This window comes from Salegentibacter profundi (genome assembly GCF_054121475.1).
The window spans coordinates 186,682-206,354 of record NZ_JBSYGG010000003.1; the positions used below are offsets into that span (position 1 = coordinate 186,682).

General features: G+C 40.0%; 10 protein-coding genes. 1 reads left to right on the forward strand and 9 read right to left on the reverse strand.

The genetic code is table 11. The features are described from left to right. The first annotated feature begins 32 nt into the window (after nucleotides 1-32). Nucleotides 33-2,624: a glycoside hydrolase family 2 TIM barrel-domain containing protein gene (locus ACW6NC_RS05860; RefSeq protein WP_457864320.1), complete on the forward strand. Its 2,592-nt coding sequence runs from the start codon at nucleotides 33-35 to the stop codon at nucleotides 2,622-2,624. A gap of 109 nt (nucleotides 2,625-2,733) precedes the next feature. On the opposite strand, the gene ACW6NC_RS05865 is transcribed toward ACW6NC_RS05860, so the two are convergent. The 9 genes from ACW6NC_RS05865 to ACW6NC_RS05905 form a co-directional block, all read right to left on the reverse strand. Continuing rightward, complete coding sequence (locus ACW6NC_RS05865) at nucleotides 2,734-4,368, reverse strand: sulfatase-like hydrolase/transferase (protein WP_457864322.1); 1,635 nt, start codon at nucleotides 4,366-4,368, stop codon at nucleotides 2,734-2,736. Nucleotides 4,369-4,566: 198 nt separating this feature from the next. After that, on the reverse strand, nucleotides 4,567-6,837 hold the full coding sequence (bglX, locus tag ACW6NC_RS05870; protein ID WP_457864323.1) for a beta-glucosidase BglX: 2,271 nt from the start codon (nucleotides 6,835-6,837) through the stop codon (nucleotides 4,567-4,569). Nucleotides 6,838-6,868: 31 nt separating this feature from the next. Next, on the reverse strand, nucleotides 6,869-8,674 hold the full coding sequence (locus tag ACW6NC_RS05875) for a family 43 glycosylhydrolase (protein ID WP_457864325.1): 1,806 nt from the start codon (nucleotides 8,672-8,674) through the stop codon (nucleotides 6,869-6,871). A 21-nt stretch (nucleotides 8,675-8,695) separates the two neighbouring features. Beyond that, a complete protein-coding gene (locus ACW6NC_RS05880) occupies nucleotides 8,696-10,435 on the reverse strand; it encodes a metallophosphoesterase (RefSeq protein ID WP_457864327.1) in 1,740 nt (579 codons plus the stop codon). Further along, on the reverse strand, nucleotides 10,428-11,801 hold the full coding sequence (locus tag ACW6NC_RS05885; protein WP_457864329.1) for a glucoamylase family protein: 1,374 nt from the start codon (nucleotides 11,799-11,801) through the stop codon (nucleotides 10,428-10,430). Before ACW6NC_RS05885 ends, ACW6NC_RS05880 begins: the two co-directional genes overlap by 8 nt. Before the next feature lie 22 nt (nucleotides 11,802-11,823). Next, nucleotides 11,824-13,161, reverse strand: coding sequence for a glucoamylase family protein (locus ACW6NC_RS05890; RefSeq protein WP_457864331.1), 1,338 nt, complete (start codon nucleotides 13,159-13,161; stop codon nucleotides 11,824-11,826). A gap of 172 nt (nucleotides 13,162-13,333) precedes the next feature. After that, nucleotides 13,334-15,055, reverse strand: coding sequence for a LamG-like jellyroll fold domain-containing protein (locus ACW6NC_RS05895; RefSeq protein WP_457864332.1), 1,722 nt, complete (start codon nucleotides 15,053-15,055; stop codon nucleotides 13,334-13,336). Between the two features lie 2 nt (nucleotides 15,056-15,057). Continuing rightward, nucleotides 15,058-16,623 carry a RagB/SusD family nutrient uptake outer membrane protein gene (locus tag ACW6NC_RS05900; protein ID WP_457864333.1) on the reverse strand — a complete coding sequence of 522 codons (1,566 nt, stop codon included), beginning with the start codon at nucleotides 16,621-16,623 and terminating at the stop codon, nucleotides 15,058-15,060. A 10-nt stretch (nucleotides 16,624-16,633) separates the two neighbouring features. Continuing rightward, on the reverse strand, nucleotides 16,634-19,636 hold the full coding sequence (locus ACW6NC_RS05905; RefSeq protein WP_457864335.1) for a SusC/RagA family TonB-linked outer membrane protein: 3,003 nt from the start codon (nucleotides 19,634-19,636) through the stop codon (nucleotides 16,634-16,636). Nucleotides 19,637-19,673 lie beyond the last annotated feature (37 nt).

Here is a 19,673-nt window from a genome sequence, read left to right on the forward strand (position 1 = left end):
TAAACCTTTGAATCGTTCTTATCCTACTTATCATGAAAAAGTCAATTCTGTTTATCTTCCTACTCTTTGTAACACCGTTATTTTCCCAACGTTTGATACAAAGCCTTAATTCAGCCTGGGAGTTTAGCCTAGAAAAATCAAACGAAAGTGAAATTGTAAATATCCCTCACACTTGGAATGCTAAGGATGCCTTTATAAATGGAAAAGAATATTTCCGGGGAAAGGGCATCTACCAGAAAACCCTATTCGCCCCCAATAGGTGGAAAAATAAAAGAGCATATTTAAAATTTGAAGGCAGTAACCAGATAACCGTGCTATTTGTAAATGGGGAAAAAATTGGGGAACACCGTGGTGGATACACCAGCTTCGTTTTTGATATATCCGAGGCACTGGATTATAACCAAGCTAACGAATTAAGGATAGAGGTTGATAATGCTCACAATACCGATATCCCTCCTCTGGACGCGGATTTTAATTTCTATGGCGGAGTATACCGGGATCTTAAATTGATCCTCACAGATCCCGTTCACTTTGAAATGCAAAATGAAGCAGCAGGAAATCTACTTATCCGAACTCCAAAAGTTTCAGCTGAAAAGGCGAAAATCGATTTTGAAGCTCGTATAATAAACGATAGTGATCAAAAGCGGAAAATAAATGTCGAGATGGATATCTGGGATCCCAATGACAAGCACATTCATACCATCACCGAAGAACTCAATATAGGATCCCGGGATAGCAATAAAATAAATATAAAGGACGAACTTCCAAACCCGCAATTATGGTCGCCCGACAATCCACAACTTTATAAATTAGAAGCCAGGTTGGTAGATCAGACTTCTGGGGTACTGTTGGACGAATTTTATTCTAAATTCGGCTTACGCTGGTTTAAAGTTGATGCAAAAAAAGGTTTCTTTCTTAATGGAGAACCTCTTAAATTAATTGGTGCTAACCGCCACCAGGATTATAAAGACCTTGGCAATGCTCTACCCAATAGTCTGCATCGTAAGGATTATAAAATGATCAAAGAAATGGGTGCCAATGTTATTCGAACAGCTCATTATCCACAGGATCCAGAGGTTTACAAAATTTGTGATGAACTCGGATTGCTGGTTTGGACCGAAATACCCGTGATTAATGATGTGACAGATACAAAGGAATATCATGAAATATCACTTAAAATGCAACGGGAACAAATACGCCAACTATTCAATCATCCATCGATTGTTATGTGGGGATATATGAATGAAATCTTTATTAGGTTAGTATTCAACAATCAAATTACAGAAGAAGAAAAAAAGGCCAAGGTCAAGACTTCCGTGGCGTTGGCCCAAAAACTCGAAGAAGAGACCAAAAGACTGGATCCTGATCGGATCAGTGTTATGGCACTACATGAGAACGAATTATATAATGAATCCGGTATCGCAGATATTCCTGATGCCATTGGCTGGAACCTTTATTTTGGATGGTATTCTCCTGGTCTTGATAATTTTGGGGATTTTCTAGATGACCAGCACCAAAGTTTTCCAAATAGACCGATTTTTATATCGGAGTATGGTCCTGGAGCTGATGTACGTATACAAACCAATACCCCATTGCCCTGGGATTACTCCGAAGCTTATCAATTAAAATTACATAAAAGTTATTTAAACCAGGTCGAAAAAAGGGATTTTGTCTTCGGAATGACCGCCTGGAATTTTGCTGATTTCGGTTCTTCCTTTCGCCAGGACGCTGCCCCTTATATTAATCAAAAAGGCCTGGTAAATATGGATCGCAGTAAAAAAGATGTGTATTATTACTATCAGGCGCGACTTCTTAAGGATCCGGTGTTATATATCGCTGGTAAAAATAATGAGACTCGGTTTCCTGAAGATGAAAATGAAAAAATTAGCATCATTGTTTTTTCCAATGCTTCACATGTGGAATTAAAAGTCAACCAAAAGGAATTCTCTGAACCTGTTGAGGATGGCCTCGCAATTTTCAACCTTCACCTTCCGGAAGGGAAACACCAAGTGATAGCAAAAACCGAAAAACTGGAACGTAGAAGGGAAATCCAGATAAAATTAAGAAAGCATATGCTGACTTCTATTGAAAGCGCTCCTATCCTCTTAAATACAGGTGCAAGTGCAAATTATATCGACCCGGTAACCGAAGAAATCTGGATGAGTGATCAGGAGTATGAAGAAGGTAGTTTTGGATATATAGGAGGAAGCCACTATCAGAAAAACAAAAGTAAATTTCAGGGAACAGCATCCGACATTCAGGGTACCGCAAACGACCCGCTTTTTCAAACTATGCGGGAAGGAATGGAAGCCTATAAATTTGATGTAAATGAAGGAAGATACCGAGTTACCCTGCTTTTTACCGAACCCCAATTCCATGCTTCCCGGGAGAATATCTATAACTTGGGTGCAACCGAAGTGGAGAATATTTCAGATTTAAGAAGTTTTGATGTGATAATTAATGGAAAAACTCTCACTGCAGATTTAAACCTTGCCAGGGATTACGGAAGATTACAAGCAGTTGAAATTTTCTATGATATCAAAGCGAATAATGGTGTAACGGTAGAATTCCAAAAGAATGCAGGACAACCCTTACTTTCCGGAATAAAACTCGAAAAATTATAACCAGGTTTCCTGGTTATAGAATAAAATAAAAAAAACCGTTAAAATGTATAGCATCTTAACGGTTTTTACACCATGGAAAAATAAATTTTATTCAAGCTCGACCAAAGCTTCACTCCACTTTGAAGGTCTTGGTGGTTCTGGGTTCAACAGTCTCAGTATCGTGGTCGTTATAGGTAAGAAATTTCTGATGTAGTCGCTCGATGGTTTCCTGATAATTCTCATCTTCTATTAAATTATGCTCCTGTGCTAGGTCATTCGCAAGATCATACAATTCAGTGGCCTCATTGTTCCTGTCCACAACTAAAACCAACTCGCCCTCTCTAATAGCCCCATCGAAAGCAAAACCTGCCTGGTAAAGGACAAAATCGTGTAAAGGCGATTTTAAATTCTCTCCTTTTAAAATCTGCATAAGAGAAGCACTATCTTTTGCCTGATCTTCAGCCATATTCTGTTGAGTTAGCTCATACATTGTTGCCACCCAATCCTGTCCCATAATCACTTCATGAGAAACACTTCCAGGAGGTATGATTGAATTTTCAGCTGTACCATCTCCCCATTTGGCAATAAAAGGCACTCTATGTCCTCCTTCATAAATCGAAGCTTTGTAATCTCGTAATTTTCCATTATTATCATGTTCTGAATCTCCATAATGTGTGATATTAGGCCATAAAGCCCCGTTATCACTGGTAAAGATCACAATAGTGTTATCAGCAATTCCCTCCTCTTCCAATTTATTCAATATTTTTCCTACTTGGAGATCTAATTCATATAAGACATCAGAGGTCATTGCTCCAGTAACACCATAAACCTGCTCATCTACAGTAGATGGATCTCCGTCAAAATCAAAAGGTGGAGTGTGGGGCACATGAATTGCCTGGGAGGAAAAATAAAGTAAAAAGGGTGTGTTTTCTTTTGCCTCTCTATTTTTCCTTTGATGGCGATCAATAAAGTCTACTGCTTTATTTGTTAAGAGAATACCTGCCTGGCTGGAATCATAATCCTCATCACCCCTTGCTGGGATTTTACCCGCTTCTACAATCTCCGAAAGACCGTTTGTACTAACTTTATAAAAACCGTTGGTTAAAAGCCGGGTACTTGAATTATCAGCGGGATTCTCTGGATTTATGGGTACATATTTTCCATTTTCAAAATAGGCATAAGGTTCATGCTGAATTCCACTTAACAGACCATACCAATAATCAAATCCATGCTCATTTAAAGCATCATCAACACCCCGGCTATAATCCATTGAGTTAAGTTTTTGCTTTTCCCTAATAACCTCTCCATTTTTATTATAAACCGAGCCTCCCAAATGCATTTTACCAAAGAAGGCTGTGGTATATCCTGCATTTTGCATGATTTCACCCACCGTAATATGTCTCCCCGCCTTGGTGCGATCACCATTCACACTAAAGGCCGAACTATTATTTACATCCCAGCTACCTCCCGGGCGTCCATTTCTATAAGGATAACTACCCGTTAGCAGACTGAATCTTGAAGGAGCGCACAGTGCAGCAGGAGAATGGGCATCGGTAAATCGCATCCCCTGTTCAGCTAACTTGTCAATATTTGGGGTAGGCACCTTTCCGCCATAAATCCCAATATCACCATATCCCACATCGTCGGCAAGTATAAAAACCACATTTGGTGTTTGGGAAACATTCAAATCTTGACTAAAAAGGCTATTGTTCCACGCTAGCAAGAAGCATAGAAGAAAGATCGTTCTAGAACTGACTAAATTCATAATTATATTTTTTTCTCCATATTATGATGATGTCCTTTGATAAATTCCATTTTCATTAAAAGCCTCTACTTGGAAATAAAACATAAGGGTAGTCATTAGCTTTAGGGTTACATCAGGTTCTTTAATTCCGTTGATCGAATAAAGAAACTACGCTTAATAACAAAGTAAATGCCATATTCATCTTAAAAATCTGCAGCATTATTCCACGGTGAAACTTCCGGTGAATTCATGATCCGAACTTCCCGCCACGAAGAATTCAAATTCACCAGGCTCCACTACATGGTTAAGTTCTGCATTATAAAATTTCAGGTCTTCCCGGCTAATTTCAAAATCAACAACTTTGCTTTCTCCTTTCTTAAGAAAAATTTTCTTAAATGCTTTTAATTCTTTTCCGGGTGGGGTAATGCTTCGTACTTTATCATGTGTGTATAGCTGCACCGTTTCTTCACCATCGTAGTTACCGGTATTGCTGACTTTTACAGAAATCGTTAGGTTTTCTTTTCCTGAGATCTTGTTTTTATCAATGCTTACATCAGAATATTCAAATTCGGTATAACTAAGCCCATATCCAAATGGTAAAAGCGCCGAATTTGGAGCATCGAGATAATTTGATTTGAATTTTTGAAATTCACTTGGCGTAGGCCCCGGCCTTCCCGTGATTTTCCTACTATAGTAAACCGGAATCTGCCCGACATTATGAGGCCAGCTCATCGTAAGTTTTCCGGAGGGATTATAATTTCCGAAAAGTAAATCAGCTACGGCATTACCGGCTTCAACTCCAGGATGCCAAACCTGTAAAATATCAACTGGCAATTCCATCTCCTCTGAAATATCCAGGGGACGACCGCTCATTAGCACTAGTACCATTGGTTTTCCTGTAGCGGCCAATTCTCGGATAAGCTTCTTTTGACTGTCAGGAATTCGAATATCGGTTCTATTGGAAGATTCTCCGCTCATTTCACTAGCTTCTCCCACCACGGCTACGATCACTTCGGCAGCTTCGGCAACTTTAAGTGCTTCTTCTAGCAATTCTTCAGGAGATTCATCAGAAACAATGATTTTTGGTCCTAAGGCGTTCACATTCTCAGTAAACTGAGCATCATCGCTAATATTGGCTCCCTTAGCGTAAGTTACCTTAGCTTCAGGAATCACATTTCTAATCCCTTTCAACACCGGGACAGATAGTTTAAAATCCCCGGTTGGTGCCCAGGTTCCCAACATATTATTCTGATCATTGGCCAAAGGACCAATTAAGGCAATATTCGCTTCTTTTTTAAGTGGAAGTACCTCCGCATCTTTTTTCAGTAACACTGCCGCTTTGGTAGCAGCCTTTCTTGCTAAAGCGCGGTTTTCATCTGAAAGAATATCCTTTTCAGGTCTGCTCTCATCGGAATAGCGATATGGATCATCCAATAGGCCTAACTTATACTTAGCTTCCAGAATTCTTCTGGCCGCAGTTGTTATGGTTTCCTCAGAAACCTTTCCTTCGTCAACCGACCTCTTAAGAGTAGTTAGAAAACCTTCTCCTACCATATCCATATCCAGACCTGCATTTATAGCCAAGGCCGATACCGCCTGAAGATCGCCAAGGCCGTGAGCGATCATTTCATTTACAGAAGTATAATCAGAAACTACAAAACCATCAAAACCCCACTCCTCTCGAAGCAAATCCGTAAGCAACCATTGGTTTCCTGATGCTGGTACCCCATGGATGTCGTTAAAAGAGGTCATCACACTTGAAACTCCCGCTTCAACCGCTGCTTTATATGGAGGCAAGTATTCATTATACATTCGCAACTTACTCATATCTACACTATTATAGTCCCGACCACCTTCAACAGCACCATAAAGAGCCATATGTTTTACAGTAGAAAGCATAGTCTGAGGCTGAGTTAGGTCCTCACCTTGATAACCTTCTACCATGGCTTTGGCTATCTGGGAACCAAGAAAAGGATCTTCTCCGGCGCCCTCGGCCACACGCCCCCATCGAGGGTCACGTGCAATATCCACCATTGGCGAAAAATTCCAGTTAATCCCATCGGCAGTAGCTTCCTTAGCTGCAACCTGTGCTGTTTCTTTAATCAATTCCATATCCCAGCTCGCTGAAAGTCCCAACGGAATAGGGAAGGTTGTTTTGTATCCATGAATCACATCGGAACCGATAAGCAAGGGAATCCCCAATCTGGAGTTCTTTACCGCAAGCTCTTGCGCCTGCCTTACCTTCGCAGGACTTGAAACACCAAAAACACCTCCGACATTTCCCGCTTTGATTTTGGTCTCCACATCTTCACTTACCACTGATCCTGTAGCTACTCCGCCACCCGGGGTCAAAAGATTAAGCTGGCCTATTTTTTCTTCCAGTGTCATTTTTTCCAGTATTTCTTCTACTTGGGCTATACGGCTTTGAGCCTGAAGCGCAAAGCTGCCAGCAAGAAGAAGAATACCCATTGACAGATAAAATTTTCTCATTTTCATTTGGTTTATTAATCAACAATTTTTTTTATTCTACATATATAATTTCGGAAGGTTCCGAAATTCCATTCTCATTAAAGGCTTCTACACTAAAATAATATGGCGTATCACGATCAAGGCTGCGCATAAAATGCTCATTTACATCATAAATCAACCAGGAATGGTATAATTTATCAGGTGCAATGCCCCATCGGATATTATACCCCTGGGCATCTTTAACCGGCTCCCAGGTCAGTGAGGCATCTCTTCGATCTTGCTCACGTTTCACGCTAAAGTTTTTAACCTTTACTGGTTTTTCACCTTGGCCTTTACCAAATACTCTGATTTCAGATAATGCCAGATTTTCACCTGGAACCTCAACATTATTGTAACGTATATATTTACCCTCTACAGGATTATTAAGGGTAATGTAAGCATTTGGCGTATCCTTATAACTATCGCTGCGATCTACAATCCTTTGCCAGTTTTTTCCATCCTTTGAAACTTCCAGCGTAAACCGATGGCGCAGTCCATCTTTACGGGTATAGATCCCGGACTCCTGATCATGAAAATTCAATTGAAAAGCATAAATTTTCCCAGGTGAAGGCATTTCGATCTTAACCCATTGCTTATCATCATTAGCCTCAGCAACCCAAAAGGATTTAGGACTTTCATCAGTTAACAACTTTGAAATTATTTCCCCCTCACTATTTTTTTCCAAAGGCATTTCGGTAATATCATAATCACCATCTGTAGCAGTACTTTTCCTTACCTGCATCCGGGAGGATGAAACCGTTGCCTTACCTTTGTAGGAAAGCAACATCCAGCCACTATGCTCCCCGGCTTTTGTTGGATGATCTGGCCCGTATAAGGGATAGTCGCCATAGCTTGTATCCGTATACATTAAACCTTCCTCATCAAAATAAGTAGGAAACATACAAAGCCTGCGTTCCCAATGAGAATTGGAAGCCAGCGCCATAGTAGCAAAATGCCAGTACTGCCCATTGGTCTGTTTCATAGTAATCCCATGGCCTGCACCATTGGCGAAACCGCCCGGTTTTAAACTCATTGGATTATTTTTCATGTATTTAAAAGGGCCAAGCGGGGTTTCACCAACATAGGCAGCGTCGGCATACACATTAAATTGTGTCCCAGGTGCCGCATACTGTAAATAGTATTTACCTTCATGCTTAGTCATGGAAGCACCTTCCATATAACCTTCCTTTAAGGTTGGGTGATAATTATTCTCACCAAAACGTTCCCACCCGTGTTCTTCTTCAACCAGGTTAATAAGCTCTTTTTCAACACCCGTTTCAAGAAATCGATCGTCTTTATCGAGCATTTTTACACGAAGGGGATGAACATTTGATGAACCCCAATACAAATAGGTTTTTCCATCATCATCAATAAATAATTCGGAATCCTGAATATTACTGGTAATAGATGCTGTGGGGGTCCACTCCCCACTTTTTGGGTCATCGGTATAGAGAATACTCCCATAACCTGCCGGGTCCCCTGCAAAATATACAAGTGAATCTTTATAATTGAAAGCCGTAGGTGCATTAGAACCTTCAAAAAACCATTGCTTGGGTCTAATAAATTCCCAATTGATCAAATCTTTAGAATGCCAATAGCCAAAAGACCGTGTGACAAACATGTAGTATTCTCCACGAAATTCAATTACAGCGGGATCTGCGCCAGAACGATAAGAAATATTCTTACTTGAATTATATACCATATAGGTATAATCAATGTCCAGAGGATTTATATAAGTTTCCGGAACAACTTCCTGTGCATATAAACTAAACCCAAATAATAAAGCTAATGTTATAAGTAATTTTCTAAAACTTTTCATCTTTTTACTTTCTGAACCAGATTATGGATTATCAAATTCTTTTTTCTTTCGTTCCTTATTTCTCTCATGTGAGAACAACCAAGGCAGTAAATAGGGTTCTGCAAATGCTGAGTCCCAGCTATTATGATTATCATCGGGATACAGCGAAAGTTTAGCATTTCCACCATAATGATTAATGGCACGAGCCATTGCTTCAGAATATTTTGGTATTACTACATCGTCTTTTTTTCCATGAAAAATCCAGATATTAAAGCCTTTGGGATAATCTTTTGCAATTTCAGGATTGGCACCTCCACATATTGCAAAGGCAGACGCGAACATTTCAGGTCTTTTATAAATAAGTTCAAAAGTTCCCATTCCCCCCATTGAAAGGCCTCCTAAATAAATTCGGTCTTTATTCACAAAGTCCTTTGAGGTCATTTCTTCCATCAAATCCATTACAAGCTGTAAGGATTTGGTGGCGGGTTTTTCATTCATGAAACTGAACTCAAAAGGTATACTATCCCGGTTCACTTCTACTTTAGCCCAATAATCTTCCTTTGGCGCCTGCGGAAAAATCACGATGGCTGGAAATTCATCCTGATTCGCTAAAAATAGTTTGCTTCCGTGAGTAAGTTGGGCCTGATTATCATTACCGCGCTCCCCTGCTCCATGGAGAAATAAAACAACAGGATATTCTTTTTCCATGGTAAAATTCTTAGGAAATAAAACACGGTAATTTAAAGTATCAGCGTCCTTGATAAATTGCTTCTTTTTATAACGCGTCAGCTTCTGTTCTACTGTATTAGAAAAACGAGCATTTTCAAAACTGAATTGATGTTCCTTTTCTTTTTTAAACTCATTTAATAATGGAGAGTAAGTCCTCACCTGAATCTTTCCTGATTCGGGAAAGATTTTTATTATACGTAAAAAACCATTTCCTCCTTTCTCCGAGCCGTCAACCCCTTTCTGGTAATTCGCCAGCATCTGGTACACCTGGTTAGCTTGTTCACCTTCACTCACCAAAGTCCCCTCTCCCGATTTAAGAATATGTCCCGAAAAAACCATTTTCACATTGTGATGTTTTTTGAGCAATTTTTTCCATACCTGACCACCATTGTTTGGAGCTTCCTCACCAGTACTTTTTCCGATTCCATAATTTTCGGGTAACCACCAATCTTCGCCATCATGGTGGGTATTATCTTCATAAAGGTGTGCGTGGGTTACTACAATAAAATTATGATGAGGATATTTAGCAATCATTTTATCAGCCCAAACAAGGGTTTTATTTCTGGGACCAAATTCCAGGGATAAAACCATCCATTGCTCACCTCCGGCTTTGAATTCACTAAGTAAGTTGTCTACCGATCCTTCCGGAAAAGTTGCCACAAGGTTTTCTATATCCGAAGTAGCAAAGAATTTATTGGCCATACTAGTATTCCGAGTATCCGCAAATTTCCCTGCTTCACTCCCCATATCGTGATTTCCCAAAGCAAAAGCATATGGAATTTTTTCATCGAGGAGCTCAAATCCTTTTTTGGCGACTTCCCATTCCTCTCTACTATTATTCTGAGTAATATCACCTACGTGCATAACGAAAGAAAATCTTTCGGAATTATCGGCCAACCATTGCATCTGATTTAAGTAGATTTCAGGATATTCCTCCATATAGGTTTGTGTATCCGGCAATACCACGATTTCAAAAGACTTTTCCTGTGCCAATAAGGAGATTGGAAACATCAGGAAAATAAAAGCTATTAAAGTTAAAAATGGTCTATTCATCTTGTTCTGAAATATTAAATCCTAATCTGTCCAAACCATCCTGAATCTCTGGAGCCTGCATAAACAAATTCCAAATCAGTCCTGATCGATAATTCTCTATCATCACCACCTGTGGTCCCTGGTCTATAGCCAGGTAACGCTGCGCTGCCCAATCTTCTCCTTCTAAACTATAGGCATCATAAAAGCCGGCCGGTCCCCAAAGTAATTCATTTTGCTCTTCAAAGAAATAGCGCATAGCCCGAAGGGATTCTTTAGGCGTATAGGGAATTGAACTAATCGCCGCTGTAGGAGACACGACTCCTTTATCATCGTCGGGAGAATGGGCCGTATAACCAATACTACCATCCTCGTTACGGGAGTAACTCGCCGTTAGACCCCAGGATTTTTCGTTGTAAGTTTCAAAGTCTTTTGGGTTCTCTACACAGTAGTTGTAATTGATTAAACTGTGATTGACATTAAGATCCCAGTAATTCGCGTACTTATCTTCAAGGCCTCTCGGGTTAAGTCCCAGATAAGAATAGTGGGCCCAGAACAATGGGCCGCCCTTATCGCCACGAGTATTATGTTTTAAAATCAACGGTAAACCGTAAGCTTCTGTATCGGTTACAATTTCCCCATTCCGGGCCCACCCTTTATGATAGGCTTCAAGATTTATGGCATGGTCTGGTGAAGCAGCGGCCATCACATAAGTAATTAAACATTCGTTATAGCCTTCAATCATAAAGTCCATCTCCCATTCATACTCGGGAGACCAATGCCAGTATATTCCGTTTTTATTGTTAGTGTACCAGTTCCATTCGATACTTTTCCACAGCTGGTCATATTTCTGAGCAACGGCTTGTTCCTGTGGGGTTCCATCTTTTAGATATTCGCGAACCACAAGAAATCCCTGGGCCATAAAGGAAGTCTCCACAATGTCGCCTCCATTATCTTTCTCGCTAAAAGCCTGCACATCGCCAGTTTCTCCATTTAACCAATGTGGCCATACCCCGTGAAATCTGGGAGCATTTTCTAAAAAATTGGCTATTTTATCCAATCGGGCTACCGCTGAATCCCTTTCAATAAACTCTCTTTCTATTCCCACAACTATAGCCATAAGGCCAAAACCAGAACCACCGGTGGTAACTACATGGGCATCATCTTTAGGGTATTCCCCATCGGGATGCCAGCGTTCACGAGCCATCCCTGAGTTGGGCTCGGCATGATCCCAGAAATATTTCAAAGTCTGTTTTTGTACTGTGTCCAGTAAAGCTTCATCACTTATGGGACCTACCGATTCCTTATCAGTCTGGGACTTCTTATCGTTTTTACAACTGATCCCTGCAATCAAAAGTAAGAGTAGGAAGCTAATTCTAAACTTGGTCATATAAAATAGATTTTCGGATATATTAAAAATTGAAACTTAATTTGTTTAATCCCTCCTGAATTTCCTCATCAGCCATAAATAAATTCCACACCAGGCCGGTTCTGTAATTTTCTATCATAGAAATTATCGGCCCCTGATCTATGGCCAGATAGCCATTTGCCACCCAGTTATGCTCTTCAGAAAAGGCATCATAAAAACCATAAGGCCCCCAAAGATCATCCCCCATTACATCATAGAAATAGCGCAAAGCTTTCATTGATTCTTCAGGAGTATAAGGAAAAGATGATAAGGCAGCAGTAGGAGTAATAACCCCCAAATCATTAGCTGGGCTATGAGCGGAGTAACCCTCATAATTATCGCTGGCGGTGAAGCCCCAACTATGCTCCCCATAACCCTCAAAATTCTTTGGGTTATCTATTGCATAGTTATAATGTATAAGACTATGTGCGGTATTTTGTTCCCAATAATTCGCATAATTATCACTCAAATTGCGCGGGTCTAGACCTATAAAAGAATAATGGGCAAAAAACAATGGCCCACCAAAGGCAGGACCTAAAGGAAGATTGATGCCATAATGCTGGCGGTTATTTATTATATTCCCATTTGAAGCATAACCTTGATGATAAACTTCAGGTTCAATGGGATGTGTTGGAGAAGCGGCAGCAAGCACATAGGTCATAAGTGTCTCGTTCCAACCTTTTATTGGCAGGTTCATCTCAAAACCATAATTAGGAGACCAATGCCAATAAAGGACGTTTTCTCCCTGGGTGTACCAATCCCATTCTACAGCTTCCCATAGAGCAGTAATTCGGTCTGTGATTGCCGTCTGGCCTGAAAAATACGCCCGGGCAATTAATAACCCTTGCATTAAAAATGCAGTTTCCACCAGGTCCCCTCCATTATCCTTCTGGCTAAAGGGTCGGGTTTGAGCTGAATCATCAAAATACCAATGAGAAAAAGCGCCGTGATAAGTAGGGACAGTTTCAAGGAAATCAAGAATTTTTTCCAGACGCTGTATAGCCTCACTACGACTTATCCAACCACGTTCTACAGCCACTGGAAAAGCGGCAATACCAAACCCTGAACCCCCCATTGTTACAATATTATCTCCCTGTCCCCCATAGGCATCTGGCTGGGATCTTTCTTTTGCCAAACCAGAATTACTACCGGCAAAATCCCAAAAATATTTAAAAGTTGTTTCCTGTACTTTTTCCAATAATTCATCATCGCTTAAACTCTGATTCCTATCTTCTTCTTTCTCTTCTCCAGGGATATAAGGCTCCTGGAATCCTGGGCCAGAATCATTACTACAAGACGAAAAGATCATTAAAATACCCAGTACATAAAAAACTTTCAACATTACCTGATCTTTAAAATTACTTTTTCTACAAGAAAAAATTGAAGGGGAAACCAATAAAAACAATATTTAGAAATTTAGATTCAAGGCTTTTCCCGAGGTTTCTAATCAACAGAAATTTTTAAAATTTCCGGCAACCACATGGTTTACCGGAAATCTTATCTAATATTTTGATCTACTGATTCATGTCTGCCTGGATCTCTTCCTGAGTTAGCACTTTGTTATAAAAACGCAGCTCATCCATATAACTTTGGTCTGAAAGGTGATTCCATCCGGTAAATCTCGGAGCACCAGACATAATGGAAACGATATCAGTTCCAGTCCAGTCAACTCCACCGGAAACCGTTCCAGTTTTCTCTAATACTCCATTCAAATAAATTTTACTTTCAGAGTCAGAAATGGTAAAAGCCACATGCACCCATTCTCCGGCGCTTACGTCAATTACTCCCCCCTCGTTCCAGCTGTCAGCCGATCCATTTCCTACATTGGCTTTGATCCGTTGCTCATCAGCATTTCCTTCTCTGAAAAGTCTGAATCCACTAATTCTATTATTTTGGGAATCTGGATTTTCTTCATCCTCAGGTCCAATAGTTATAATACCGGCACGGTCGGGTTCAGCATTTACCTTGTACCAAAAAGTAGTACTAAATTCCTCACTTAATAAACCACTAGAAGGCATGTTTAAATAAGCATCTTCAGCTCCCGAATAGGCATTCTCTCCTTCAGCAGCCTCGGTTGTAAAACCTGGCTCACCTTCTACAGTAACTTTACGATTTGCTATTAAATCATTATAATTTCCTTCAAAGGGCATATACAAGGTTACAGCACTGTCGTCTATCATAGCCGCAACTTCTTCATAAGATAAGGCTCTATTGAATAATCTCAATTCATCAATTATGCTGGTATCCGAGTTATGTCCCCATCCACTAAAATTTAATCCAGATCCAACCATCAAATCTTCAACTCCAGTCCAATCATACTGAGCATTGGTTGGTTCCGTAATTGTCACAGGGTTTCCATTTAAATAAACAACAGTTTCTTCAGATGTAAAACTGAAAGCTATATGTATCCATTGATTATCATCCTTATGAATCTTACCACCATCATTCCAAACTTCACCGTCACCAGTTCCAATATTTAGTTTGAATCTTTGATATTCAGGATTCTTATTATCTGGTTCTCTGAAAAACCTAAACCCTTGATTGCGATCTTCATCATCAGTTGCTGTTAAAATTCCAGCTTTATCATTACTTGTATCTAATTTATACCAGAATGCTGCGGAAAACTCATTGCCCAATTCTTCTTGGTCAAGAGGTACAGATACATAAGATTCATCAGCGCCGGTAAATGCACCTGTTCCTAAATAGGCGTTAGAAGTAATCCCAGGACTCCCTATTTCTTCACCCATATATATATTCACTAATTCACTAAAATCAGCATTAAACGGCATATAGAAAAACTCCCCGGCATATCTCGGGGTATAAGGTGGCTCTTTGCTGAAATTAACTGATTTGCTGGTTGTATTTCCGGCTATATCAGTGGCTTTTATTGTAAGGGTATGTTCTCCGTTGGTTACCTGATCAAAAGAAACTTCCTCCTTTACAATCCTGTAATCAAGAAAGTCATTAAATGTAGCGACCTGATTTCCATTTACCAGCACCTCAACATTATCTACTTCAATATCGTCTATCACCTCAAAGCGAATATTGATGGAGGCTACCGGTTCAGGCACCTGGATGGTAGTTCCATCATTGGGATACTGAATATTAATTTCTGGAGCCCCTGCATCAGGTCCTGGATCCACTTGAGTAAGTGGATCTATTCCATCATACTCACAGGAAGCAAGACCAATTACTAATAGCAAAAGCCCAAAGGAAGTTTTTATATAATTTTTCATACCTATTTGTTTTGCTGGTTTAACATTGAATTCATTACCGCATTAGCTTCCAGAGGTAATGCATCTATTTGAGCTTGTGGATAAGGTAAATATTCCTTGTCGGCAGAAAAGTTCCGTCCTTCATAACTCAATTCCCCATACATATCGTGGCGAATCATATCGAAATACCTAATCCCCCATTCCATAGCAAATTCCGCAAATTTCTCATCTAGCACCTGTTCGTGAGTCACCCCGTCTAATTCCTCTAAACCGGCACGATTCCTTACCAGGTTTACAGCTTCATCAGCTGAAATGCTTGTTCCATTAGCCCCGAGAGTTAAAGCTTCGGCATACATTAGTAGAATTTCAGCATAACGAATTACAATCATATTTTTACCTGCACTGTAATTATTTCTTCCATCGGTTAATTGCTCAGAAGGTAAATAATGCTTCCCACTTGAGAATAAAGCTCTTTCAAAATCATTGATCACATCTCCTGAGGGGGTGGTATTATTTACAAAATCCGGAAGATCGGTGTAACCATCAGCTTCCAATTCGGCAATTCCACGATCGGTAAACAACACACTGGTTTGTAACCTTACCTCTTCATCTCTATCCAGCATAATTTCAATGAATTTCAGACTTGGCTCATAAAAACCCCAACCACTTTGGGCGTTTTCTCTTGCTGGAGTCCAGTTTTGAGGACCGAATGGCGCGTATAAATGATACAATGCATCTCCAGAGGGTGTTCCATAATCTGAATACTGAAGTTCCAACAGACTTTCATTGCTCAATTCACCTGGCTTTTTAAAAAGTTGATAGAAATCGGGATAAAGTGAAAATTTACCAGAACTAATAATAATTCCTGTGGCATCAGCTACTTCCTGATAATTTCCAAGCTCCTGATGGGCCAGGGCCTTCATCGCATAAGCAGTATACCTAGTAACCCCGCCCTGGATATCAGTTCTTTCATTCGGCCTTACTTCGGGAAGTTCCTGAATTGCCATGTCCATCTGGTCAGAAATAAATTGCATAACCTCGGCTTTGGAGGAAACACCTTGCTCCAATTCTTCTTCTGGTTGGTTGGAGGTAATGATAAACACATCTTCCCAGACCCTGGCCAGGTTAAAATGGAGCCAGGCTCTCATAACCATAATTTCAGCTATATACTGATCAGCCCTGGCTGCATCCGCTTCATTGGCGTATTCCCTGAAATTCTCAAGTTGTAAAATAGCCGTATTCATATTGATAATATCATTATAATGCACATTCCACAAGGAATTATACATCCAGTAATCCTTATCATATATATACTTATCAGTATCAGCAAAGGGCTGCTGATCGCCTAAACCACCGGCATTTACATCATCTCCTCTGACTCCAAGCAAAAGAGGTTCTTCCCATCCCCGCGTAGCAAGTTCATGATAAGCTCCAATTAATGGTTGAACCATGTTACTGGCATCGGTATAGTCAAGATCGCCAGTATTTAATTGGCCTTCCCGCACATCGAGTTTATCATGGCAGGAACTTAGACCTACTCCCATAAAAAAGCACAGAAGTAATATTTTTGTTGAATTATATCTTTTCATATTAATCTTTTTAGAATTTCAAATTAACTCCCAGGGTATAAATCGCTGGAACCGGATAGGTTTGCCTGTCAACCCCATTAGGGACTTCTGGATTAAATCCGTTATAATCAAAAATTGAAAGTGGTTTTTCCGCTGTAAAATAAATTCTGGTTTGCGGTAATCCTTCGGCTTCAATATTATAGGCAACCTGAACATTCTGTATCCGGAAAAAGTCACCGTCTTCAACCCAGAAATCGCTTAATTTCTGATTCCAGGCCTTTCGTAGTCCGGCCGAAGATGGATAGGTATTACTAGTTCCTTCGCCGTGCCATCTGTTAATGGCAAGATCGGCATCCATATTGGTATCCTGGGTAAAAATAATTTCTCCTCTTTTTCTGTTGAGGATCTTATTACCCGTTTGCCCATAGACATCCATGGAGAACTCAAAGGCCTTATAGTTTACTCCAAGACTAGCTCCAAAAGTATATTCTGGCAGGAAGGAACCCAGGATAACGCGGTCCGCATCATCAATTACTCCATCCCCGTTCTGATCTCTGTAAATAAGATCTCCAGGCTCCAGGTTATTTTCGAGTGCTATTGGGTCATTTTCAATTTGTTCCTGATTCTGATAAACCCCAGTTCTTTCATACCCGTAAAATCCTAATAAAGGTCCACCTAGTAAAGTTCGTTGCCTAAATTCAGCAGAGCCAGAATCAATATATCCCCTTTCATCTTCAATCTGTATTGCTTCGTTCTTTAGTGTTGTGAAATTGGCCCCTATCCTATAACTGAAATCATCAGACACCTGGTGATTCCAATTCGCGCTTAATTCCAGACCTTCATTTCGAATTACTCCTGAGTTTCTATCTACACTTCTGTTTACAATAGGAATATAAACCGGTAGGATTGCATCATGGGTATCACGTATATAATAATCCGCATCAACAGATAACCTACTATCAAAAGTCTGAAGATTTAAACCGAAGTTTTTTTCCTCGATCACTTCCCAGGTATTGTTCGAGAACACACTGGTGGAAGTTAACCCTGTACGTGGTTGGTCACCAATTGGAGTAGTAATAACTTCGATGGTATTGGAACCCGCACTGGCAGCAACATTATCATTTCCTAACTTTCCCCAACTTGCCCTGAATTTTAAGAAATCAAACACCTCGCTATCGGCAAGAAAGTCCTCATCAGATGCTACCCAGCCCAGACCGACGGAAGGGAAATATCCCCAGGGATCTAATGTGAATTTTGAAGATCCATCAGCTCTGAGAGTTGCATATAATAAATATTTGTCTTTATAGTCATAGGCTATCCTTCCGAAGTAGGATATTCCATAAAATCTGGTCCCTATTTCGCTTACATTATTGCTAAAGGAGTCCTGATCAGCAAAATCTAGATACCAGCTAGTTTCAAGCCCTATTCCAGCAATATCATATCCTGTGGCTTCAAATTCATTACTAGCTTCATCTCTAAAAGATGCACCAAGCATTACAGTTAGATCGTGATCTTCAAAACTATCTTCATAGGTAAGCACATTATCCCAGTACTGATTGGAATAGTTGTTATTTTCTCTTTTAATACTAGATCTTCTTTCAAAATTATTTCCTAAGGTATATGGTAGATTTACTTCCCTGTTTTCCAAACTGGAAAAATCATGACTATAGGTAGTCTTAAAATCTAACTTATCTTCTATTAGCTCGTATTGCAGAAACATTGTCGCAAGCAATTTTCTTATTTTAAGTCTATTTTGGTTATAGGTAAGATCCTGGAAAGGATTCTGTGTACCTCTATAACCAAGTAGTTGGGCATTGGAATATGGAATTGGTCCGGCCTCGGTGTTAAGTTCATCGATCACTGGCATCACTGGAACGGCAAAATAGGCTCTGAACCATGCGCCGTTTTCAGGAGCATATTTTGTCGCGTTACTAAAGATAGTATTAACACCCGCACTCAACCGATCACTAATATCAACATCCACTTTAGATCTAATGTTGAACCGTTCGTAATCATTCTTCATATCAAGAATTCCTTCCTGCTCTGTATAGTTTGCCCCTACAGCATAGGCAACCTTCTCACCACCACCAGAAGCAGAGATACTATGGTTTTGAATCAGCCCATCCCGAAGAATTTCTTTATACCAATCCGTATTAACTGCTGGGACATTAGGATTGATTCGACTTCGCCCATACCGCTGAATAGCATTTTCAATGAAATTCACATCAGCCTGAGATCCTGATTCCTGGGCCATCGTATAAAATTGCTCTGTATTAGCAAGTTTAACAACATTTTGGGCACGCTGAATACCGGTATAGCCATCATATTCAAATTGAACTTTCTGGTTTTTCCTACCTGATTTGGTTTCGATGATTACTACCCCGTTAGCAGCTCTTACCCCGTAAATAGCAGAGGAAGAAGCATCTTTTAAAACATTCACCGATTTGATATCCTTGGTGTTTAAAAAGTCGATATTATCATACAAAGCACCATCGACTACATATAAAACATTTGTGGCGTCTCCAAAAGTTCCTACACCTCTAATCCGAACCGTCGGAGATTCCCCAGGGGATCCAGAGTTCACAATCTGTACTCCGGAGACTTTACCCTGTAAAGATTGCATCACATTGGCTGTGGGCGTTTTTTCAATTTCTTCAGCATCAATATTGGCAATAGAACCGGTAAGATCTCGTTTTTTCTGGCTTCCATAACCTACAACAAGAACTTCTTCTAGCTGCCCGGCATCTTCCTCAAGAGTTACATTATATTGGTTCTGTGATGAGACGGTAATCTCTTGAGGTTTAAATCCCAAAAAAGTAACTCTAAATACATCTCCCACTTCCACATCTTCCAATGTGAAATTTCCATCAAAGTCGGTAATAGAATAAATGTTCTTACCAACAACTTTAACCTCAGCTCCGGGAAGAGGCATTTCATTAGGGTCGACAATTACCCCACTTATCGTTTTAGTATCCTGTGCATACCCTGTAAGAGTAAAAATGGAAACTAAAAAAGTAAATAATTTTAATTTCATACGGTAGGTTTTTTAACTGAATTTCATTGAAAGATAC